This is a genomic window from Curtobacterium sp. VKM Ac-1376 (genome assembly GCF_015351025.1).
GTDB lineage: Bacteria > Actinomycetota > Actinomycetes > Actinomycetales > Microbacteriaceae > Curtobacterium.
Genome location: NZ_JADKRV010000012.1, coordinates 35783 through 57246, shown reverse-complemented (window position 1 = coordinate 57246; position 21464 = coordinate 35783). Strand labels below are relative to the sequence as shown.

18 protein-coding genes are annotated in these 21464 nt (G+C 71.3%); 11 read left to right on the top strand and 7 right to left on the bottom strand.

Annotated elements, in window-relative coordinates; genetic code table 11:
- The first annotated feature begins 379 nt into the window (after window positions 1-379).
- Complete coding sequence (locus ITJ56_RS13725) at window positions 380-622, top strand: hypothetical protein (RefSeq protein WP_194631173.1); 243 nt, start codon at window positions 380-382, stop codon at window positions 620-622.
- 91 nt (window positions 623-713) lie between these two features.
- Window positions 714-1103 (top strand): hypothetical protein, encoded by a 390-nt coding sequence (locus tag ITJ56_RS13720; protein WP_194631172.1) that lies wholly within the window; start codon window positions 714-716, stop codon window positions 1101-1103.
- 33 nt (window positions 1104-1136) lie between these two features.
- On the opposite strand, the gene ITJ56_RS13715 is transcribed toward ITJ56_RS13720, so the two are convergent.
- Window positions 1137-1730, bottom strand: a complete 594-nt coding sequence (locus ITJ56_RS13715) for a hypothetical protein (protein ID WP_194631171.1) — start codon at window positions 1728-1730, stop codon at window positions 1137-1139.
- Between the two features lie 253 nt (window positions 1731-1983).
- Here ITJ56_RS13715 and ITJ56_RS13710 point away from each other — a divergent pair, with 253 nt between their 5' ends.
- Genes ITJ56_RS13710 through ITJ56_RS13700 form a run of 3 tightly spaced genes read left to right on the top strand, consistent with a single transcriptional unit; the run spans window position 1984 to window position 10454 of the window.
- Entirely contained in the window at window positions 1984-4740 is a 2757-nt protein-coding gene (locus ITJ56_RS13710; protein WP_194631170.1) for a hypothetical protein, read from the top strand.
- Window positions 4737-6146 carry a hypothetical protein gene (locus ITJ56_RS13705; RefSeq protein ID WP_194631169.1) on the top strand — a complete coding sequence of 470 codons (1410 nt, stop codon included), beginning with the start codon at window positions 4737-4739 and terminating at the stop codon, window positions 6144-6146. Before ITJ56_RS13710 ends, ITJ56_RS13705 begins: the two co-directional genes overlap by 4 nt.
- Window positions 6147-6182: 36 nt before the next feature.
- Complete coding sequence (locus tag ITJ56_RS13700; protein WP_194631168.1) at window positions 6183-10454, top strand: FtsK/SpoIIIE domain-containing protein; 4272 nt, start codon at window positions 6183-6185, stop codon at window positions 10452-10454.
- 140 nt (window positions 10455-10594) lie between these two features.
- On the opposite strand, the gene ITJ56_RS13695 is transcribed toward ITJ56_RS13700, so the two are convergent.
- From ITJ56_RS13695 to ITJ56_RS13685, 3 genes are read right to left on the bottom strand one after another with little or no spacing between them, the layout of a single operon-like run.
- Entirely contained in the window at window positions 10595-12613 is a 2019-nt protein-coding gene (locus tag ITJ56_RS13695) for a serine/threonine-protein kinase (RefSeq protein WP_194631167.1), read from the bottom strand.
- A gap of 48 nt (window positions 12614-12661) precedes the next feature.
- Window positions 12662-13495, bottom strand: coding sequence for a mycothiol synthase (mshD, locus tag ITJ56_RS13690; protein ID WP_194631166.1), 834 nt, complete (start codon window positions 13493-13495; stop codon window positions 12662-12664).
- On the bottom strand, window positions 13495-14178 hold the full coding sequence (locus ITJ56_RS13685) for a response regulator transcription factor (protein WP_194631165.1): 684 nt from the start codon (window positions 14176-14178) through the stop codon (window positions 13495-13497). The genes mshD and ITJ56_RS13685 overlap by 1 nt, the downstream gene beginning before the upstream one ends.
- A 114-nt stretch (window positions 14179-14292) precedes the next feature.
- Between ITJ56_RS13685 and ITJ56_RS13680 the strand changes: the two genes are divergently transcribed.
- The 3 genes from ITJ56_RS13680 (at window position 14293) to ITJ56_RS13670 (ending at window position 16399) form a co-directional block, all read left to right on the top strand.
- Entirely contained in the window at window positions 14293-14574 is a 282-nt protein-coding gene (locus tag ITJ56_RS13680; protein ID WP_194631164.1) for a hypothetical protein, read from the top strand.
- A 137-nt stretch (window positions 14575-14711) separates the two neighbouring features.
- Window positions 14712-15314, top strand: coding sequence for an FABP family protein (locus ITJ56_RS13675; RefSeq protein ID WP_194631163.1), 603 nt, complete (start codon window positions 14712-14714; stop codon window positions 15312-15314).
- Window positions 15314-16399, top strand: a complete 1086-nt coding sequence (locus tag ITJ56_RS13670) for a YgfZ/GcvT domain-containing protein (RefSeq protein ID WP_194631162.1) — start codon at window positions 15314-15316, stop codon at window positions 16397-16399. Before ITJ56_RS13675 ends, ITJ56_RS13670 begins: the two co-directional genes overlap by 1 nt.
- Window positions 16400-16413: 14 nt before the next feature.
- Here ITJ56_RS13670 and ITJ56_RS13665 read toward each other — a convergent pair whose 3' ends face one another.
- Window positions 16414-17187: a class I SAM-dependent methyltransferase gene (locus ITJ56_RS13665; RefSeq protein ID WP_194631161.1), complete on the bottom strand. Its 774-nt coding sequence runs from the start codon at window positions 17185-17187 to the stop codon at window positions 16414-16416.
- 44 nt (window positions 17188-17231) lie between these two features.
- Here ITJ56_RS13665 and ITJ56_RS13660 point away from each other — a divergent pair, with 44 nt between their 5' ends.
- Entirely contained in the window at window positions 17232-17978 is a 747-nt protein-coding gene (locus ITJ56_RS13660) for a phosphoglyceromutase (protein ID WP_194631160.1), read from the top strand.
- A 198-nt stretch (window positions 17979-18176) separates the two neighbouring features.
- On the opposite strand, the gene ITJ56_RS13655 is transcribed toward ITJ56_RS13660, so the two are convergent.
- Together ITJ56_RS13655 and phoU are read right to left on the bottom strand one after the other, a co-directional pair.
- Window positions 18177-18725 (bottom strand): AAA family ATPase, encoded by a 549-nt coding sequence (locus ITJ56_RS13655; RefSeq protein WP_194631159.1) that lies wholly within the window; start codon window positions 18723-18725, stop codon window positions 18177-18179.
- 31 nt (window positions 18726-18756) lie between these two features.
- Window positions 18757-19425 carry a phosphate signaling complex protein PhoU gene (gene phoU / locus ITJ56_RS13650; protein WP_194631158.1) on the bottom strand — a complete coding sequence of 223 codons (669 nt, stop codon included), beginning with the start codon at window positions 19423-19425 and terminating at the stop codon, window positions 18757-18759.
- 146 nt (window positions 19426-19571) lie between these two features.
- Between phoU and ITJ56_RS13645 the strand changes: the two genes are divergently transcribed.
- Both ITJ56_RS13645 and ITJ56_RS13640 read left to right on the top strand, forming a co-directional pair.
- Window positions 19572-20738, top strand: a complete 1167-nt coding sequence (locus ITJ56_RS13645; protein WP_194631157.1) for a sensor histidine kinase — start codon at window positions 19572-19574, stop codon at window positions 20736-20738.
- A complete protein-coding gene (locus ITJ56_RS13640; protein ID WP_194631156.1) occupies window positions 20735-21415 on the top strand; it encodes a response regulator in 681 nt (226 codons plus the stop codon). Before ITJ56_RS13645 ends, ITJ56_RS13640 begins: the two co-directional genes overlap by 4 nt.
- The last annotated feature ends 49 nt before the right edge of the window (window positions 21416-21464 follow it).

Here is a 21464-nt window from a genome sequence, read left to right as displayed (position 1 = left end):
AGATGCAGCTGACCTGACTGCGGAGATCCATCGGGCCGTGCGCGGCGGTGCAGGCGGACCCCGAGGCGTGGTGATAGTCGCCGCAAATGGTCGGGCAGATTCGGCGGCGACCGCACGGTTTCACGACGATCTGTCACGCTTATACGATCTCACTCGGCATTCGAGGTTCGCTGATTGGGTCCGGACTTTCACGGGATGACGCGCGGGGAGTGAACGTTGATAGTGCATTCGCTAGCGAGATTCGCTACGCGGGGATTTACCAGCGTCGGAATCTCTTAGCGCTCGAAGCCCTTGCTGAGGCTCCGTTCTGGAGTGCTGATTGCATTCGAGCGCAAGCGACACGGACGATGTCCACGTTCAAGCACGGCGTCGGCAGAACATGACATTGTCGGAATTGCTCAAGCAACTCGACGATCGCGCAGTCGAGGATGCCGCGGCGGCTGTGCAGATAGCCGCCGTACGATCCGCTCTCGTCGCCGCGTTCGAGCAGTGGCCCGACCATCCGGCGTACCGCAGGGGGATACAGGGCACAGCCCGCCTTGTTGCCGACAGCTGGCCCTACGAGAGCGAGCTGGGGGCGCTGGTGTTGGCCTTTTCCGAAGCGGTGCGACGTGAAGTTTGACCGCACCGGGCGACGGGCATCGGGGTGGCAGTTGAGAGACTCCGGGGCTGAGCGACTCGCACGGCGAAGACGCGTACGGCGAGACAGGATCGTGGCTTCGGTCGTCTTCGCCTTCGTCGTGCTCGTTCCCTTGCTGGGCTTCTTCGTCGGGCCGATCACGTTGAAGGTCTACGACGCAGGGCACCGGCTGCACGTCGTCTGCACCGTCAGCTCCGCGCACAGCAGTGCGGACTCGTCTCGCTCCCTGAAGGGCGTGGGCTCGTCGACGTCGCAGGTCGTGTTCGAGACGTCCGACTGCGGAACGCTCGTGCAGACCTGGGGTGTGAACCGCGACAACGAGGACGAACTGGCGCGGGGCGTCATCGAGGGGGAGCGCTACCGATTCGACGTCGGCGAGGGTTCCTTCACGATGCGGGAGTTCTTAAACACGATCCGCCAGGCCGTGTACGTGAAGAGCTTCGAGCCCGTGCGAACACGGTAGGTCTGTCTGCCCAGTGCAGCAGCAGCGCGCCGCTCAGCGCCCGAAGGCGCCCACGAACTCGCCCCACTGCGCCGGCGCCCGCTGCTCGAGCCATGCGCAGAGCTCGGGATAGGCGGCGTCGATCGACAGGACGCTGATCACGCCGCGTTGGCCGTTCACCTTGATGTCGAGCCCGCCGAACCGGTTGGTGGTGGGCCGGATGCGCTTGATCGTCGCCGGGTCGACGGTCCGGGCGGCACGGAACATCGGCGTCACGACCAGCTGCGAGTCGTACGCCTCGACTCGACGGCGCTTCTGCCCGATGCCGAGGTAGACGAACAGGAGCCCGAACAGCACCATGCCGACGCCGGCGATGAGCATCCCGATCGCGTCGGGGTCGTCGAGCAGGCTGAGTGTGACCAGGAAGAAGAACCCGCCGACGACGATGACGACGATCCCGATGATCCGGAGCAGCAGGTAGCTGAACCGGCGAGCACGGACGGTGAAGAGCACGCCGTGCGCCTCGTCGCCCACGACGGTGGACGGTGGCCGCTTCCGGTCGTTCTGACGGACGAGCGCGCTGACGGCGGCCGGGATGGTGATCATGGCGATCAGCGCGATGAGCACCGGCGACAGGTTGATGTTCACCGGTCCGCCCCCGGTCGTGCGTTCGTGCGCCGACGTTCAAAGGGCGTGACGCCCTGGTCCCCCTGGATCATGCGTGCAGAGTATCAGTGCCCTGCGGACAGGTCCGAGCGCCCCCGAGGATGCTCTATGTTGGATTTCAGTAGCGAGCTGTGGCCCGAACGGGGGTGGCTCCCGGGGAAGACCAACCCGGACCTGACGCCGTTCAGCAACTAGCATCGATTTGCTCGACGATTCTCTTGGGGGGAAGACCGTGATGAACCAGCGTGCCGGGAACACCGGAGCACGACGGACCGGACGACGGATCGCGGGGACGGTCGCCGTCACGGGGATCGCTGCGCTGGTGCTCGCCGGCTGCACTTCCGACGACAAGCCTGTTGCCGACCCCTCGCGGGTCCTGCAGACCGTCGACACGCGCCTCGCCGCGGACGGCTCGATCACCTCGATCTCGGACACCGCGATCTCCGTCGCAGGCAAGGGCTCCTCGTCGGCGACGACCGATCACGACCCCGCGAAGGCGGCGAGTGACCTGCCACTGCGCATCACGACCCAGTACTCGACCAAGAAGAAGACCGGCACGGACCTGGCCGACCTCGACGGGTACTCGGGTCGGGTGTCGATCGACCTGACGATCGAGAACCTGACGGTCACGTCGAAGAACCTGACCTACGACGTCGCGGGCACGTCGCGTTCGACCCCGGCGCTCGTGGGCGCGCCCTTCAGCATCGCGGCGTCGACCGTGTTGACGGGGACCGCCGCCGACCGCGTCGTCACGGACTCGGCCGACTCCGGCTCGTCGACCGACGGTGTCGTGAGCACCAACGAGGACGGCGACGCGGTCGTCCAGTGGGGCCGGTTGCTCGCTCCGCCGACCTCCGGCGCGAGCAGCACGCTGCACCTCGTCGCCGACGTCCAGGACTTCACCGCACCGACCATCGACGTCGCCGCGCAGCCGGGGTTGTCGACGGACCTGTCCTCGACGGGCGTCGTGACCGCGGCGTTCGGGTCCGAAAGTGACTCCGAACTGGCGCTCCAGCGCCGCACGATCGACCTCATCTCCCAGGTCAACGAGGTGCTGGCCCGTGCGGGCGGCACCATCACCGAGGTCCGGTCGAACCTCGAGACGACGTCGGAGACCCTCGGCGTCAGGACGGCCGAACGCCTGAAGGAGAGCAGCTCTTCGCTGGCGAGCACGATGCAGTCGCTGTCCGGGCAGCTCGGCTCCCTGAACGGCGACCTCGGCGCCACCGTCAAGGCCACGCAGTCGACGGTGTTGCAGCAGCTCCAGCAGACGACCACGAGCCTCGACGGCCTGCTCGGTGACACCTCTGCGACCGCGCCCGCCACGGTGCTCGACGGCAACGGGTGCGCGGCCACGCCGAAGACCCCGTCCGCCGGCGGCAGCGTCTACGGCAACCTCCTCCGCGTCTCGGCCCAGCTCACCGGCTACGCCGATGCCAGCGAGGCGTGCAAGCAGCAGGTCAGTGCGCAGCTGGCGGGCGCGGTCGGCCCGGCGTCGCCGGACGCGGCGACGTGCGCCCCTCAGGAGGCCCGTGGTTCGTTGACCTGCGCGCTCTGGGAATCGTCGCGTGCGGTGAGCACCTCGCTGATCGGTCTGGTCAGCACCGGGCAGCAGCTCGCCGACCAGCTCGACCCCAAGCTCGCGGACACGGCGATCGAGCAGTCGGACGACCTGCGCGCCGAGCTCGGCGAGATCGACACCGCCGTGCAGGCCCTCGGCGCCGACGGCACCGGTGAGGTCGCACGGACCCTGCAGGCGTTGGAGGACCTCCGCGACCAGACCGCCGACGACCTCGGTCCCGTCCGCGACGCGGTCACGACGGTGAACCGGCAGGCGCTCGCAGCGCGTGCGCTGGTGGGCAACGCCGGGGACGGTCTGTTCAGCACCTCGATGCAGGCCCAGAACCGTGAGGTCGCCGACCAGCTCTGTGCACTCGCGGCGACCGACCAGCTCGATGCCGAGCAGGCGGATGCGCTGCGCGGGTACCTGACCGCGACACCGTGCCCCGGCGCCGAAGAGGGCACGACGTTGCGGCCCGGTGGACGCTTCAGCACCCCGATGGACGACCGCCTCGCCGACCAGGCGAAGCAGTGGGACGCGGTGGTCGCGGCGACCGACCTCCGCTCCGAGACCGGCATCGGTGGCGCGGTCACGACGTTGTCGGACGACATCGACGCGCTCGACGACGGCATCGCCGACGTGCGCCGTGCGGTGCGCAAGGACGGCGGTTCGGTGGAGGGCGCCGCGCAGGAGCTCCAGGAACTCGTCGAGCAGGCAACGAAGTCGAGTGCGGAGGTCGGCACCCAGCTGACCGCGATCAGCACCCAGCAGACCGAGCTGCAGGACGCTGTCCGCAAGGCCTTCGCCGAAGCGTCCACCCAGTCCGAGAAGGACGTCCAGAAGATCATCGACCAGCAGGTACGACAGGTCAGCGAGACGGCGAAGGGCAGCCGTGACGCCGTCATCTCGGCCTTCGACAAGTCGATCACCGGCCTCCGGTCCACCTCGGGCGAGGTCACGAAGGACTCGAAGGGCACGATCGACGAGCAGCGGGGGACGCTGGAGCAGCAGGGCTCCGAGCTGGCATCCGCCGTCGACCGCCAGACGGCGGCGAGTCTCGAGCAGATCGCTGCGAGCACGAGCGCCTCGACGCGCGACGTGCAGGGAGCCTCGACGCTGCTGACCGGCGACCTCAACCGGGTGATGCTCGACCTCGGCGACCGCACGGTCAACGGCTCCGGCATCCTCGGCGCGATGGCCACGAGCGCGGCGAAGTCCGACTCCGCCGACTACCAGCTCGCCCTGGCGTCGCAGAACGCCGCAGGGTACGCGAACGTCCGCGCCGAGGACGTCGCCGGCATCCTGCTCCAGCAGGAGCAGTTCCGTGCTTCCCTCGACGCGGCGACGACGCTGCCCGCGTTCCAGCTCAAGGTGCCGGCCAGTGCGACGTCGACCACGCTGTACACCTTCCGGATCGGGGCGGACCGATGAGCGACCAGACGATCGACGACCCCGAGGGCACCGAGACCGGGCGTCCGCGCAACCGACGCCCGCTGCTCATCGTCGGCATCGCGGTGCTCCTCGTCGCCGCGGTGGTCGCCGCCGTCCTGACCTTCCGGGCGATCGGCAGCAGCACGCCGGCCCAGGCCGTCCCGGCCACGGTGCCCGTGAAGATCACCGTCAAGGGCGTCCCCGACGCCACGAAGATCGGCGTCGTCGTCACCCTGGGTGACGGCGAAGGCTCCGAGTGGAACGAGGCGGCGCAGGGCGCCCTGGTCGCCGAGCGACGACTGGCGCTCGGCGGAACCGACATCACCCTCGTCACGAAGAACGACGGCGGGACGTCCGCGGGCGCGAAGGCCGCGGTGGCGTCCCTGGCGAAGAGCGGCGTCGCGGGCATCGTCGTCGCGTCGTCCGGAACACACGTGTCCGGTGCGCTCACCGCTGCGGCTGCGGAGGGCGTCCCGGTCGTGCTGCCCTACGCAGCAGCCGAGAAGGACTCCTGGTCGACCGCCCCGGCCGCCGACTCGATCAGCACCGCCATGACGACGGCGCTCGGTGATGCCGAGTCGCCGCTCCTGGTGGACCTCGGCGGCGGCGCGCCCGCAGGACTCCGGGTGGCGCACGTCATCGACGGCGACGACACCTCCGACACGGCGGCGCTCGCCGAGACCATCGCCTCGCGGACCGGGGCGACCGGCGCGGACGACGGCACCGACGAAGCATCGGGCGCTGATCCGAAGGCCGAGCCGGACTCCGATGCGGTCGTCATCAGCGGTTCGGCGCAGCGCCAGGGTGCCTTGGTGGCGGCGCTGCAGGCCGCTGACGTCACCGTGCCGGTCGTCCTCACCCCGGACGCGACGAGCCCGGCCTTCGGCGCCGCACTCGTCGACGCCGGTGGCAGTCTCAGCGGCTCCTTCCGGACCGTCGGCGTGGCCACCGATGACGCTCGTGCGCTCTCCTCGGACGCCGAGGGTCGTGCGATGTCCGCGTTCCTCGGCGGTGTCCGGGTGCTCGCGGACGATGCCGACGCCCAGAACCTGACGGGTGACCGGCCGTTCTCGGCGGTGGCCGGAGCAGCGGACGCCCGCAGCCACGATGCCGTCGTCGCCCTGGTCCGCGCAGTCGGGAAGGCCGCGAGCGCCGAGCCCTCCGACGTGACCGACGCCCTCGCCGCGCTCGACCTCGACTCCGCGGCGGGCATCGCCGGTCCGGCGCTCGACTTCACGCGGCAGCAGGCGCTCGGCGCGTCCGCGACGGTGTTGGCGGCTTCGGCACAGCCGCTCGGTCTCCGACCGGACACCACCGCGTCCAGCGGCACCGGCGGTGATGACTCCGGGTCCGATGCCACACAGTCCACCGCACTGGTGTGGTTCGAGGACTCCACCGCACGCTGACCCACCCGAGTACAACCCCGAGAAGGAACCGCGAGCATGCGCCTGCTGATCGAGCTCGACGACCGACGTGAAGCGGTCGAGGTCGACGGGTGGTCCGGCGCGTCCTCGCTGGGGGAGCTCATCGCGGCGGCGATCGGCGTCGAGCTCGATGCCGAGACGACCCTCGCGGTCGACGGTCACCGCACCAGTGCGGCGACCCCGCTGCGCGACCTCGTCCTGCTCGAGGGCTCCCGCATCGGCCGCTCACCGCAGGAGCGGCCGCAGCTGATCGACGGGTGGAGCGTCACCCTCGCCGGCGGACTCGACGCGGGTCTCGTCGTGCCGGTCCCGCGCAGCCGGAAGCTCGTCGTGGGCCGGGCACCGCAGGCCGACGTCGTGCTGCCCACCGAGAGCGCTTCGTGGGAGCACTGCACGATCGAGCGCGAGGACGACGGGGTCCGCGTGCGTGACGCCGGTTCGACGAACGGCACGGTGATCGCGGGCGAGCGCATCGATGCCGACGGCGTCCTGCTCACCGGGACCACGAGCGTGATCGTTGGCGGCGCCGTGCTGCTGGTCCGGCCGGAGCTGGACGAGGTCCCCGTGCCGGCCGCGGGGTCCCTGGCGAACCTGACGCCCGCTGCGACCGCCCCGTTCAACCGTCCGCCCCGATCCGGACGGAACACCGAGGTCGAGACCGTCGATCCGCCCGCCAAACGGGAGGTCCCGCAGGCGTCCAAGTTCAGCTGGATCACGGTCGCAGCGCCCCTGGTGCTGGCCGGCGCGATGGTGCTCCTGCTCGGCGACGCCCGGTTCGCCCTGTTCGCGCTGCTGTCGCCGGTCACCGCGATCGGCATGTGGTTCGAACAGAAGCACCGGCGGACGAAGAACCTGAAGGAGGAGGACACCCGCTTCGCCGAGGCGGTGGAGTCCTTCCGCGGTGAGATCGCCGAGGCCGCAGGGGTCGAGGCCGCACGTCGGCAGGAACTCGTCCCCGACCCGGCCACCGTCGTCCGCCGGGCCGAGCTCCCCACAACCCTGCTGTGGCAGCGACGCTCCGAGGACGCCGACTTCCTGAGCCTGCACGCCGGCACGGGTGACGCGCCGTGGCGCCCCGAGCTCGATCAGCGTGCGGCGTCGTCCAAGCTCGAGGACGAAGCGAAGGCCGCGATCGCCGACAGCCGACTCACGGCGGCACCGGTCGTGGCGGACCTGTCCGACGCCGGCGTCGTCGGGATCGTCGGCGACCGCGAGGGCGCGCTCGCACTGGCGCGCAGCCTGCTCACGCAGGCCACCGTGCACTGTGGGCCCGCCGACCTGACGGTGGGCATCTTCTGTGACGCCGGCCGCGCGGACGACTGGGGATGGGCCTCCTGGCTGCCGCACGCACGTGTGGCGGGGAGCAGCACCGGTGCCCGCTGGATGTCGGCGCAGCGCGACCAGAGCGCCGCGGTGCTGCGCGGGTTGCGGGAGTCGCTCGACGAGCTGCCGACACCGAACCTGCTCGTCGTGGTCGACTCCGAAGTGCTCACCGAGGGCCGCGACGCACCCGCCCGGAACCTGCTCGGCGAAGGGCGCACCGTACCCGGACAGTCGCTCCGCCCCGGCGAGCAGCCGCGACGGGTGAGCGGGATCGTCATCGCGACCAACGAGCAGCAGCTCCCCGCAGCCTGCACGACGATCGTCACGGTCGGGGCCGATGCCGCCGCCACGGTCTACCGACCGGAGGACCGGACCCGCGTCGAGGACGTCGTGCTCGCCGGGCTCAGCGTCGAGACCGCCGAACGGAGTGCCCGCAGCGTGGCGCACTTCGACGATCCCGAGCTGCTGGTGCCGGGGGCGTCCCTGCCGTCGCTCGTCCGCCTGCCGGAGCTGCTGGCCGGCGACGACACGACCGCGCTCACCCCGGCGGGCACGAGCCCTGCCGAAGCGATCCGCACAGCCTGGGACGCCCGCACCGGCTTCTCGACCCCGATCGGTTCGTCGGAGAGCGGCGTGCTCGAGATCGACCTCGTCCGCGACGGACCGCACGGCTTGGTCGGTGGCACGACGGGTTCGGGCAAGAGCGAGTTCCTGCGGTCGCTCGTCGCCGGGCTCGCTGCGCGGAACGACCCGACGCGCCTGAACTTCCTGCTCGTCGACTTCAAGGGCGGGGCCGCGTTCGCCGCCTGTGAGCGGCTCCCGCACACCATCGGCACGATCAGCAACCTCGACGAGCAGCTCGCAGACCGCGCGATCCGTGCGCTCGAGGCCGAGCTCGAGCGACGCCAGCGGGTGTTCGCCGCGGCCGGGGCGGACATCGACAACCTCGACGCCTACCTGGCCACGAAGCCGGACGAGCCGATGCCGCGCCTGCTCCTCGTCGTGGACGAGTTCGCGATGCTGGCGAAGGACTTCCCCGACGTCCTGACCTCACTCGTCAGCGTGGCCGCGGTCGGGCGCACACTCGGCGTCCACATGATCCTGGCCACCCAGCGGCCGGCCGGCGTGGTGAGCGAGGACATCCTCGCGAACACCAACATGCGTGTCGCGCTGCGGGTGCAGAGTCGCGAGGACTCCACGAACGTGATCGGCGTCCCCGCGGCCGCCGGCATCGGTCGCCAGCAGACGGGTCGCGCCTACGTGAAGCTCGGGCAGGACGACATCACCCCGGTGCAGACCGCCCTCGTCACCGGCCGCGCCCGTGACGAACGCGCCGAACAGCCGGTGTCCGTCCGACCGACGGACGTCTTCGGCGTTCCCGCGCCGATGCCCGCCCCGGCTCCGACCGCGTCCGACGTCACCGACCTCGACCAGCTCATCGAGTCGATCGGGCGGGCGAACGCCGCCGCCGGGTACGCCCCGCCGCGCCCGATCTGGCCCGAGGCCCTCGGCGATCGCGTCGAGCTCGGCGCGCTGACGAACGCCGGCGCCGCCGACTCGTCGCGGACGGTGCCCGTGGCCCTGGCCGACGACCCTGACCACCAGCGTCAGATCACCACCGGGTGGGACCTCGACGAGGGCAACCTCATGCTCATGGGCATCCCCGGCAGCGGGACGAGCACCGCGCTCGCCACCCTCGCCCTGCAGCTCGCCGCCGTGACGAGCCCGGAGGACCTCGACCTGCTGGTGCTCGACATGGGTCCCGGCGACCTGGCGCCGCTCGCGCGGCTGCCGCACACCACCGCCTACGTCGGTTCCGGAGCCGGTGCGGGGGAGCTGCAGGCGCGGTTCCTCCGCCACCTGCGCGTCGAGCTCGAGCGCCGTCGTGCCACTCCGGGCGGCCGCCGTGCCGTCGTGCTGATCGACGGTCTCGCGGCACTGCGCGACGAGTACCAGGACTTCGAGGGCCAGCTGCTGCTCGATGCCCTGTACCGCGTCTACGCCGAGGGGCCCGCGCTGGGCATCTCGTTCGCCGTGTCGACGACGCGTGCCAAGGCCGTGCCTTCGGCCATGGACGAGGTGACCACGCAGAAGTGGATGTTCCGCCTGGCGGACCCGTACGACTACGCCTCCATCGGAGTCCGCCCCAAGGACGTCCCCCCGCCGGTGCCGGGTCGCTTCATCGACTCGGTCATGCGGTTGCAGTCGCACGTGGCGACACCGGACGTCCCCCTGGCCCAGGCCGTGGGCCGTGTCGCCGAGACCTGGTCCGGCACCGCGGCGAAGGCGAGTGCCGTCGGGCGGCTGCCCGACGCCGTCCTGGTCGACGAGCTCGGTGCCGGTGCGGTCTTCTCCAGCGAGCCGTGGCGGCTGCCGGTCGGGATCGCCGAGGACGACCTCGCTCCGGCCGCGCTCGAGGTCTACGACGGCGAACACGTGCTCGTCGCGGGGCCGGCCCGGTCGGGCAAGTCGACCGTCCTGCTGGCACTGGCGGCACTGGCTCGTGCGGCAGAGGGCGTCCGCCCGGCCGTCTGGGCGATCTGCGACCGTCGGTCACCGCTCGCCTCGGGGACGTTCGACCGCATCGCCGTCGGGCCCGACGAGGTCCCCGCCCTGCTGGCCGGCCTGCGGCTCGAGCGCGGTCCGGTCCTGCTGCTCATCGACGACGCCGAACGCTTCGACGACGGCGACCAGGCCATCGCCACCCTGCTCGCGACGGAGCGCCCCGGCCTGTGCGTGGTCGCCGCCGGACGGTCCGCCGACCTCCGGTCGCTCTACAGCCACTGGACCCGAGCCGTCCGCAAGTCGCGGTGCGGCGTGCTCCTGCAGCCCGACGTCGACTACGACGGTGAGCTCCTGGGGGTCACGCTCCCGCGCCGTGCGCCGGTCGCGTTGACCGTCGGTCGCGGCTACGCGTCGTCCGGCGGGGCCGTCCGTCTGGTCCAGACCGCGTCCGCCGGCAGCTGACCGACTGACGGACTGGAGGCCCGTGGCGGCGCCGCCACGGGCCTCCAGTCCGTCTGCTGGTCGCGCGACGGACGCGCTCGGTCGCGCGACGGATGCGCTCGGTCGCGCGACGGATGCGCTCGGTCGCGCGACGGACGCGCTCAGTCGCGCGTCGTGATCCCGAAGGGCGAGCTCTCGAGGTTCGTGAAGTTCCCGACCGTCGCCCGGACGGTGCACGACGGGGCGACGGACAGCGCGGTGACCACGAGCCCGTCGGACGACACGGCCAACGCGCCCGAGCAACCGTCGGCGAACCGCACGCCGGACTCACCGCCGGCCACGTCGACGAGCATCTGCGACGGGCGCCCGCTGCTGGGACTGCGGTAGAGCGGGTTGAGCTCGTCGGCACCGTTCGGCCAGACCGGCACCAGGGTCACCGGCAGTGCCGTCTGGCTGACCGTCCGGTCGGGCGTCCGGACCTCGACGCCCTGCAACCGCTGCACCGGGTAGGCGGTCCCGCGCACGGAGTCGTCGGACACAGCGGCAGTGGTCGCCTCGCCGACGCCGTCGAGCCACGTCTGCAGCGCCGCACCGTCCGTGACGGAGGCGAGTGGCACCGAGGCCCCGACCGTGACGTCCCCGCCGGCGGGGACCTCGACGCCGGACAGGCTCCACGCGCACGCGGTGTCCACACCGGTCAGCGACGGCTGGTTGCGCTTCGCGGTGACGCCCTCGCCGGACCAGGTGACCGCGGGGCAGGAGGCTCCCGAGCGGGCACCCGGCAGCACCTCGAGGAAGGGTCCGCTCAGGGTGGCCGCCTGTGCCGCGTACGTGACACGCAGGTCGACGGTGCCCTTCGCCGGGTCGATGGTGGCACGCCGCGTGGTCGCGAGTCCGGCGGGCAGGGGGCGGTCCTGCTGGTAGGCATTGGCGGCCTGTGCGGTCGCGGTACCGGCGCCCGGCGTCTTCCGGAGGGCTCCGGGCAGCCACACCACGCCACCGACGACGAGTGCGGCGACGAGCACGACGCCGATGCCGCCGAACAGGAGCGCTCGGTTCGTCAGCCACTCGGGGCGGGTGAACCGACGCGTCGGTTCGGGCTCGGCAGCCGGCGCGGCGGGCAACGGCTGCCGCGCCATCGGCCGGATGACGGTCTGCGACCCGGCGGGGCCGAGTTCCGGGGCCGGCCCGACGGCCGCGGCGTCGTCCCCGGTGCCCGTGGACTCGGGCGTCGTCCCGTTCTCGGGTCGGAGCCCACGGACCACGGTCGCCGGACGCTCGACCTCGTCGAACGAGTCGGGATCGGTGACCGCGGCCAGGGCGGGGGCCGAGGCGAGGGACCGGGCGAGCCGACGGAGGATCGCGGCGGCGTCGACCGCGGACGGCCGGGCGTTCGGGTCCTTCGCGAGCAGGGCGGACACCGCGGCCCACAGGGCTTCGGGCACGTCGAGTGGGGGCGGGTTCGAGGTGACGTGCCGGTAGGCCACCGCGAAGTCCGTGCCCGGTCCGGCGAACGGCGTGCGGCCGGACAGCAGCTCGTAGAGCATCACGCCGGCGCCGTAGACGTCGGCGGCCGGGCCCGAACGGCCGTGGCTGATGGACTCCGGCGCCATGTACTGCGGTGTGCCGAGGAGCCCCGTGGTGGTGCGCTCCCGTTCGGCGACGACCGACGCGATGCCGAAGTCGGTGACCCGGACGTCACCCGTCGCGCCGGGGACCCACGGCGTCTGGAGCAGCACGTTGTCCGGCTTGACGTCACGGTGGGCGACGTCCTGCTCGTGCGCGGCGGCGAGGGCGTCGAGCGTCTCTGCCGTGACCGTCAGGGCGTCCCGCGGCGTGAGCGGCCCGTTCGCCGCGAGCAGGTCGCGCGCGGAACCGCCGGGCACCAGGTCCATGACGATCGCGAGCCGGTCGCCCTCGACCACCAGGTCGCGGACGCGCACGATGGACGGGTGCTGCAGGGCGAGGAGCACCGACCGTTCGCGGACGAAGCGCTCGACGATCTGCGGGTCGGCGGCGAGCTCGGCGCGGAGCAACTTCGCCGCGAACGCGTCGCCGGTCGCGGTGTGCTCGACCCGCCAGACCTCGCCGGTGGCGCCGGTTCCGAGCAGTTCGACCAGCCGGTACGACGCGCCGAGCGGTTCACCCTGGCCGTACTGCCCTTGACGGTCCTGCGCCACACGCTCCCCGATTCCCCCACTGGCCGACCCCTCGCCGACCACGCAATGTTACCGGCCGGCGGCCTGCTCCGGCGCCGCGTACTGCACGTCGATCGCGTGCTGCGTGAACCCCGACCGCCGGTACAGCGCCAGAGCCGGATCGTTGTCCCCTTCGACGTACAGCGCGGCGGCGGCCAGCCCGCGGCCGCTCAGGCGTGCCGTCCCCGCGCGCATCAGCACGCCGCCGAGCCGCTGCCCCTGCAGGTCGGGGCGGACTGCGACGGCGTAGAACTCGCCGATGCCGTCCTCGACCTTGAGCCAGCACGAGCCCGCCAGCGCCCCGGAGGCGTCGCGGAGCAGCAGCAGGTCCTCGCCGGAGAACCAGGCGTCGGCCTCGCGTGCGTGCAGGTCGTCCAGTGTCATCCGCCCCTGCTCGGGGTGGTGGGCGAAGGCGGCGGCGTTCAGCGCGAGCCAGTCCGTCTCGTCGTCGGTGCCGGGCCGGAACGCCGACAGCGTGAAGCCGTCGGGCAACTCGACCTCGGGCTCGGCGACGGCGATCGGGGCCCGGAGCTGCAGCAGGGTGCGGACCGCGCGCCAGCCGAACCGCTCCGCCAGCGCCCGTGCTGCCGGTTGGTCCCCGTGCGCCCAGGCGAGCCGAGGAGCGGCCCCGCCGCCGAGCGCGAGTGCCTGCGACACCAGGGCCGTGCCGATGCCCTGGCCACGGGCCTCCTGGGCGACGACGAGTTCCAGCTCGCCGTCGCGGACCACCGCGACCCCGTGGTCGACGGTCAGGACGCTCGCACGCCCCGCGCGGACGTCCACCAGGGTCTGGTCGGAGAACGGCGGCGGGTCACCAGCGGCGGCCGCAGCGGCGACCAGGTCCTGCAGCAGAGCGGAGTGCACTACTGCCCCATCAGCCGGTCGGCCTCGTCGTCGTAGACGTTGAACCGGTACCCGACGTTGCGGACCGTGCCGATGAGCGACTCGAGGTCGCCGAGCTTGGCGCGCAGACGACGGACGTGCACGTCGACCGTGCGGGTGCCGCCGAAGTAGTCGTAGCCCCAGACTTCGCTGAGCAGCTGCTCGCGGGTGAAGACGCGGGACGGGTGGGAGGCGAAGAAGCGGAGGAGCTCGAACTCCTTGAAGGTCAGGTCGAGCGGCCGACCGCGCACCTTGGCGGAGTAGCTGGCCTCGTCGATGACGACGCCGGACGCCTGGATCTTCGAACTCGTCTGGCCCTTCGCCGCACGCCCGGCCGACAGGCGGATACGGGCGTCGATCTCGGCGGGACCGGCGCTTTCCAGCACCACGTCGTCGACGTTCCAGTCGCTGTTCACCGCGGTCAGCCCGCCTTCGGTGACGACGAGCACGATCGGGGTGGTCGATCCCGACGAGGCGAGGATCTTGCACAGGGCCTTCGCGCTGACCAGGTCGGTGCGGGCGTCCACGAACATCAGGTCGCTCTGCGGGGCGTTGACCAGCTGCGCGGCCTCGGCTGGGACGTGGCGGATCCGGTGGCTCAGGAGGCCCAGGCTCGGCAGGACGTCTCCGGGCGCGGTCGAGGTGAGTACCAGGAGCTGTGCCACAGGACCTCCGGAGGTGGATGACGTCGTGGACACATCCTAGTGATGCTCGGGAACCACCTATCCGGCCGGACGGATTGCGCGTCTTCCCGCAGCCGCCCTGCCATGATGGAGCGCGTGACCGAGCCCGTGCGCCCCACTGACCAGCGTCGGCTGAAGCTGACGTCCGTCCTGCCGGTCTGGGTGCTGGCGGTCGCCGGAGCGGTCCTCGTCCTGACCCTGTCCGAGCGCGACGCGTTCGCCTGGCTGCTGCTCGTCTTCGTCGCCAGCGTGATGGTCAGCTTCGTGCTGCAGCTGATCACGGCGACCAAGGACGGACTGGTCGAGCGGATCAGCATCGCGTCCTCCGGGGCCTTCGTCGTGGTGCTCGTCACCGCCGTGGTGCTCCTGGCGCGTTGAGCCGAGCCGCGTAGACTCCGGAGCATGGATTCGCTGCTTGCGCTCGAGCTCTTCTACGTGGGGCTCCTCGGCCTCGCGTCGCTCGCGATCGCGTTCATCTCGGTCGTCGTCGTCGTGAAGCTGTTCAAGGGCCAGCGTTGATCGAGCTGCCCGAAGGCCTCGCCCCCGAACTGGTCCCGCTGTCGTGGCTGGTCGGCGTGTGGGAGGGCACCGGGGTGGTCGAGTACCCCGTCGGTGACGACGACGAGGTCCGGAACTACGAGTTCGGCCAGCGCGTCAGCTTCAGCCACGACGGGCTGCCGTACCTGAACTACTCGTCCACGACGTGGCTCCTCGACGAGGACCACACCCCGCTCGCCGCCGAGATGGGGTACTGGCGGATTGATCGTCCGACCGAACCCGGCGACCGCGGGCCGGCGATGCTCCTGGGTGAGGGGCCGACGCCGTTCAGCACGGTCGAGAGCGTCGAGGCCCTCCGCAACACCACCGACGGCTTCGACGTCGAAGCCGCGATCGTCCACCCGACGGGCGTCAACGAGTTGTACGTCGGACGCGTGCTCAAGGGCCGCATCGACCTGGCGACCGACGCCGTGATGCGCTCGCCGAACGCCAAGGACTACTCCGCCGCCACCCGCATGTACGGGCTGGTCGAGGGCAAGCTGTTCTGGGCGTGGGACATCGCCGCGCTCGGTCGCGAACTCACCTCACACGCCTCGGGGCAGCTCGCGAAGGTCGACTGATGACGTCTGCGTTCGCCTCCCGCGACGGCTTCGTCGCTGCTGATTCCGTCGCATCGCACTTCGGCAACCCCCTCGGTGAGCAGCGCCTGCTGACCCGGGGGCGTGCCGTCGTCGAGCTCGGACTCGGTGTCGTCACGGTCTCCGGACCGGACCGGCTGTCCTGGCTCAACTCGATCACCTCGCAGCAGCTCACCGGGTTGCCGACCGGCGTCAGCACCGAGACGCTCGTGCTCGACCAGGCCGGACGCGTCGAGCACGCGGCCCGCGTCGTCGACGACGGTGCGACGGTCTGGCTGCTCACCGAGCGCGCTGACGCTGCGCCGCTCGCCGGGTGGCTCGACTCGATGCGCTTCATGCTCCGGGTCGAGGTCGCCGACCGCTCGGCCGACTTCGTCACCCTCGGCTGGTTCGGGGCGGAGGCACCGTTCGCGTCCGTCGAACTGCCGGAACCGCCCGTCGCCGAGTGGGTCGACCCGTGGGGCGCCGTCACGCCCGGTGGTTGGGGCTACGCCGATCTGGAGGCCCACCCCGGCTCGGACTGGACCCTCCGCATCGCAGTGGTCACCCCCGGCACCGCGGCCGCGATCGCCGCGTCGGACGTACCCGTCGCGGGGCTGCTCGCGTACGAGGCGCTGCGGATCGCCGCCTGGCGCCCGACCCTGTCCGACGTCGACGAGCGGACGATCCCGCACGAGCTCGACTGGCTGCGTTCCGCGGTGCACCTGTCGAAGGGCTGCTACCGCGGGCAGGAGACCGTCGCCAAGGTCCACAACCTCGGGCACCCGCCGCGACGGGCCGTGCTGCTGCACCTCGACGGGTCCGACGGGGTGCTGCCGGAGCCGGGAACGCCCGTGACCCTCGACGACAAGCCGGTCGGTCGTCTGGCGGCCTCGGCGATCCACCACGAGCTCGGCCCGATCGGGCTCGCCGTGGTCAAGCGCTCCCTCGACCCCAGCGCGGTCCTGCGGCTCGAGGCCGACGACGTCGTGGTGACCGCGGCGCAGGAGATCATCGTCCCGCCCGAGGCCGGTGCGACGGCGAACGTCCCGCGGCTGCCCCGTCTGGGCGCGGTCAGGCGCTCCTAGCTTGCGTCGAAGGGTCAGGCGGGAGCGACGGCCGGCCAGGGGACGCTGAGCTCGCCGAGCCGCCAGCGCGTCACCCCGTGCAGCACCGGCCAGCCGCGGTCGCGCATCCCGCGCACCGTGGCGATCCACCGCTGCCGGGGTCCGTACGTGCCGAGCGGTGCGGCGACCGCCCACGACAGGTCGAGGTCCCGCAGGAACGCGTGCACCCGTTCGCCGGGCACGTTCCGGTGGATCAGGGCCTTCGGCAGGCGCTCGGCGACGATCGAAGGCACGTCGAGCCCGGCGAGCCGGAGCGACACCGTGAAGGTCTGCGGCGCGACGTCGTCGAGCGTCACCCATGAGGCCACCCGACCGACCTCGTTGCAGGTCCCCTCGACGAGCGCACCGCCGGGCTGCAGCCGGTCCTGCATGATCCGCCACGACCCGACCACCGCGGACTCGTCGTACTGCCGCAGCACGTTGAAGGCCCGGATGACAGCGGGTCGGCGCTGCCCGGGCGTCGGCGTCTCGAAGCCGCCCAGGCGGAACGTCACACCGTCGCGGGTCCCGGCGTTCGCGAGCGCGACCCGCGAGGGCTCGATCTCGATGCCGGTCACCTCGACGTCCGGCCGGACGGCGGCCAGGCGGTCGCGGAGCTCGAGCGTCGTGGTCGGTGAGGCCCCGTACCCGACGTCGGCCACGAGCGGATCGTCCGTCCGGCGCAGCACCGGCAGGGTCGCGATCCACCGGTCGACACGGCGGAGCCGGTTGTACCCGGTCGTCCCGCGCGTCACGTTCCCGATGGGCATGCGTCAAGGGTACGGGGCCGGTACCGCTCGGTAGACTCGCTGGCATGACCTCCACGCTCGTCCTGCTCCGTCACGGCAACAGTGACTGGAACCAGAAGAACCTGTTCACCGGTTGGGTCGACGTCCGGCTCAGCGAGCTGGGCGAGAAGGAGGCGAAGCGCGCCGGCGACCTGATCGCCGAGTCCGGCATCGTCCCCGACGTCCTGTACACCTCGCTCCTGACCCGCGCGATCCAGACGGCGGACATCGCACTGCTGCAGGCCGACCTGGCCTGGCTGCCGGTGAAGCGCGACTGGCGCCTCAACGAGCGCCACTACGGCGACCTGCAGGGCAAGGACAAGGCCCAGACGCTCGAGCAGTACGGCGAGCAGCAGTTCATGGAGTGGCGCCGCTCGTTCGACGTCCCGCCGCCCCCCATCGCCGACGACGCCGAGTGGTCGCAGTTCGGGGACCGCCGCTACGCCGAGCTCGGCGACCGGCTGCCCCGCACCGAGTCGCTCAAGCTCGTGATCGACCGCCTGCTGCCGTACTGGGAGTCCGACATCACGACGGACCTCGCCGCCGGCAAGACCGTGCTGGTGACGGCCCACGGCAACTCGCTGCGCGCGCTCGTGAAGCACCTCGACAACATCTCCGACGACGACATCGCCGGCCTCAACATCCCGACGGGCATCCCGCTGGTCTACGAGCTCGACGACGACCACCGTCCGACGAAGCCCGCGTACTACCTCGACCCCGAGGCAGCTGCTGCCGGTGCCGCCGCCGTCGCTGCCCAGGGCGCGAAGAAGTAACAGCACCGCGAACGCCCCGTCCGGTCTCCGGGCGGGGCGTTCGTCGTACCCGGCCCTGCGCTCGGCTCCGCGGTTCGCGAAAGCGACAGTGTGCCGCGATCGTTCCGCTGGATCCTGTCGCTCTGCCGGGAGGAACGGATCGCGCCGTCGCCGATGTGTCGCTTCCGCAGGGTGGTCGGTTGTCCAGACCGTGATCGGTCAGACGAAGCGCGACGCGATCTCCTGCACGAGCACGCCGACGTCGTACGGCTTCGTCGTGTCGACGCGGATCACGGGCACGCCCGGCAGCCCGACCGGCGCGGCGTCGGGGCCGTGCTCGTCCCAGAACGCCAGGACGTCGGCCAGGTCCCCGTGCACCTCGTGCCGCACCGGCACGGTGCCGGGGTCGTACCGGTCCCGCAGCCGCTCCTCGGCGGTCCCGCGGCCGGTGTCGCACCACACCTCGACGGCGCGGGGCGACCCGGCGGACGCGAGCCCGGCCTCCAGGCGGTCCCGGTCGCGTGACGGCAACCAGACGGCGTCCAGGACGACCCCGTTCTCGACGGCCCGGGCCATGGACCACATCGTGTCCATTGCGATGCCGCCCAGCGGACGTGAGGCGATCATCGGCCAGACGATCTCGGCCAGGGGTTCCTTCACCCGGTCCTTCGACAGGAACGGGCACCCGAGCACCTCGGCCAGTGCCGCACCGATGGTGCTCTTGCCGGAACCGGGCATGCCGTTGACGATGATCGCGACCTGGGCCATGCCACGATCCTCGCAGACCGTGCGGGTCGGGTCAGACCGCCGCGGTCGAGGTGGACGCGCCGGTCCAGTCGCCGGTCGCCAGGTACTCGACCTTCTTCGCGATCGAGACCGCGTGGTCGGCGAAGCGCTCGTGGTAGCGCGAGGCCAGGGTGGCGTCGACGGTGTCGACCGGTCCGCCCTTCCACGCCTCGCCGAGCACGAAGTCGAACACGCTGGCGTGCAGCTCGTCGACGGCGTCGTCCTCGTCGCGGATCTCCGCAGCCAGGGCGATGTCCTCGGACGCGAGCAGGCGCGTGAGCTTCTGCGACATCGCGACGTCGTGCGCGCCCATCTTCTTGAAGGTGCCGCGCAGACCCTTCGGCACGACCTTCTCGGGGAAGCGCTGACGGGCGAGCTGCGCGATGTGCTCGGCCATGTCACCCATGCGCTCGAGCGAGGAGCTGACCCGCAGGGCGGTGACGACGACCCGGAGGTCACGGGCGACGGGGGCCTGGCGCGCGAGGATGTCGATCGCGATCTCGTCGAGGCTGTTGGCGGCCAGGTCGATCTTCTCGTCGTCGGCGATCACCTCTTCGGCGAGGGCGACGTCGGAGTCGCTGAAGGCCTGCGTGGCTCGGGTGATGGCGGACTCGACGAGCCCGGCGATCTCGGTCAGTCGCTCCTGGACGTCCTGGAGTTCCTGCTGGAAGACTTCGCGCATGGGGGAGTACCTCTCTCTGCGTACCGGTCGAGTGTCGTCAGCTCAGGTGAACGAACGGTGACGCGGGGCTGAACGCTTCGCGATCCGGCCTTCCGGCGCTGGTGAACGGTACCGGAACCTCGCATGACCATCCCTACACTGGCCGCATGGACAACGCGTGGCTCGTGCCACTGTCGATGCTCCTCGGCGGGGTCTTCGGCGCGGGCGTCGTGGTGCTGATCATCACCGCCGAGCGCACGGCACGTGCAGCCGACGTGGCGGAGCGGACGCTGCCGGACGGCGTCGCGGCGGTCATCGCCACGATGCACAACCCGGCGGTCGTCATCGACCCCTCGAACACCGTCGTGGCCGCATCGCCCCGGGCGCTCACCGTCGGACTCGTCGTGCGGCGTCGACTCGTGCACCACGAGCTCCTCGAGCTGGTCGACCGGGTGCGGAAGAGCGGTGAGATGGGGTCGGAGGACCTCGAGCTGCCCCGCGGCCGACACGGCGAACTCATCGGCTACCTCAGCTTCCGCGCCGCACAGCTCGGCAACCGGTACGTGCTGCTCACCGCGGACGACCTGACCGAGAGCCGCCGCATCGACGAGGTCCGGCGGGACTTCGTCGCCAACATCTCCCACGAGTTGAAGACCCCGATCGGAGCCATCGGCCTGCTGTCGGAGACCCTCGTCATCGCCGCGGACGACCCCGAGCACGTCAAGAAGTTCGCCGCGCAGCTCATCACCGAGTCCGGGCGGCTCGGCGCGCTGACGAAGGACATCATCGAGCTGTCCCGGCTGCAGTCCGTGGACGCGCTCGAGAACAGTGAGGAGACCGGCATCGACAAGATCGTGCAGGCCGCGATCGACGCGAACGAGGTCGTCGCCCGCGCCCGCTCGATCGAGATCATCCGCGCCAAGAAGTCGAAGCTGCGGGTGATGGGCGATCCGGGCCTGCTGCAGGTCGCGGTGTCGAACCTCATCGCCAACGCGGTGAAGTACTCGCCGGACAACACCCGCGTCGGCGTCGGAGTCCGGTCCGCCAAGGGCTTCGTCGAGATCGCGATCACCGACCAGGGCGTCGGCATCCCCGAGGCCGACCTCGACCGCGTCTTCGAACGGTTCTACCGCGTCGATCCCGCACGGTCTCGCGCCACCGGCGGCACCGGCCTCGGCCTGGCGATCGTCAAGCACGTCGTCGCCAACCACGGCGGGGACGTGCGCGTGTGGTCGCAGCCCGGCAAGGGCTCGACCTTCACCATCCGCCTGCCCGAGGCGGACCCCGAACTGACCACAGCACTCGAAGAGCAACTGGAAGAGCAGCCATCGTGACCAAGATCCTCATCGTCGACGACGAGCCGGCCCTGAGCGAGCCCCTGGAGTTCCTGCTGCAGCGTGAGGGGTACGAGACCTCCGTCGCTGCGGACGGCGTGACCGCGCTGTCCAAGTTCGACGCGGAGAACCCGGACCTGGTGCTCCTCGACCTCATGCTGCCCGGCCTCAGCGGCACCGAGGTCTGCCGGCAGATCCGCACGCGTTCGAACGCCCCGATCATCATGCTGACGGCGAAGGACTCGGAGGTGGACATCGTCGTCGGGCTCGAGCTCGGCGCAGACGACTACGTGACGAAGCCGTACTCGACCCGCGAGCTCCTGGCCCGCATCCGCGCGGTGCTCCGTCGTCGGACCGAGGACGACCCGGCGGAGAGCGGGATCCTGCAGGTCGGTGGCATCCGGATGGACGTCGAGCGCCACACGGTGTCGGTGGACGGCTCCGAGACGCCGATGCCGCTCAAGGAGTTCGAGCTCCTCGAACTGCTGCTCCGCAACGCCGGGCGCGTGCTCACCCGCGGGCAGCTCATCGACCGGGTGTGGGGATCGGACTACTTCGGTGACACCAAGACCCTCGACGTGCACATCAAGCGCATCCGCTCGAAGATCGAGCGGGTCCCGTCGACCCCCGAGGTCCTGGTGACGGTCCGGGGACTCGGCTACCGCATCGAGGCCTGAGACGCGACGCACAGGAGGCCCGGTGCGAGTCCGTGGGACTCGCACCGGG

Coding starts and splice junctions, on each gene's coding strand:
- ITJ56_RS13710 (WP_194631170.1), top strand. CDS start 1,984: ATGAACCAGCGTGCCGGGAACACCGGAGCACGACGGACCGGACGACGG.
- phoU (WP_194631158.1), bottom strand. CDS start 19,425: ATGCGCGAAGTCTTCCAGCAGGAACTCCAGGACGTCCAGGAGCGACTG.
- ITJ56_RS13670 (WP_194631162.1), top strand. CDS start 15,314: ATGACGTCTGCGTTCGCCTCCCGCGACGGCTTCGTCGCTGCTGATTCC.
- ITJ56_RS13700 (WP_194631168.1), top strand. CDS start 6,183: ATGCGCCTGCTGATCGAGCTCGACGACCGACGTGAAGCGGTCGAGGTC.
- ITJ56_RS13655 (WP_194631159.1), bottom strand. CDS start 18,725: ATGGCCCAGGTCGCGATCATCGTCAACGGCATGCCCGGTTCCGGCAAG.
- ITJ56_RS13660 (WP_194631160.1), top strand. CDS start 17,232: ATGACCTCCACGCTCGTCCTGCTCCGTCACGGCAACAGTGACTGGAAC.
- ITJ56_RS13705 (WP_194631169.1), top strand. CDS start 4,737: ATGAGCGACCAGACGATCGACGACCCCGAGGGCACCGAGACCGGGCGT.
- ITJ56_RS13645 (WP_194631157.1), top strand. CDS start 19,572: ATGGACAACGCGTGGCTCGTGCCACTGTCGATGCTCCTCGGCGGGGTC.
- ITJ56_RS13725 (WP_194631173.1), top strand. CDS start 380: ATGACATTGTCGGAATTGCTCAAGCAACTCGACGATCGCGCAGTCGAG.
- ITJ56_RS13665 (WP_194631161.1), bottom strand. CDS start 17,187: ATGCCCATCGGGAACGTGACGCGCGGGACGACCGGGTACAACCGGCTC.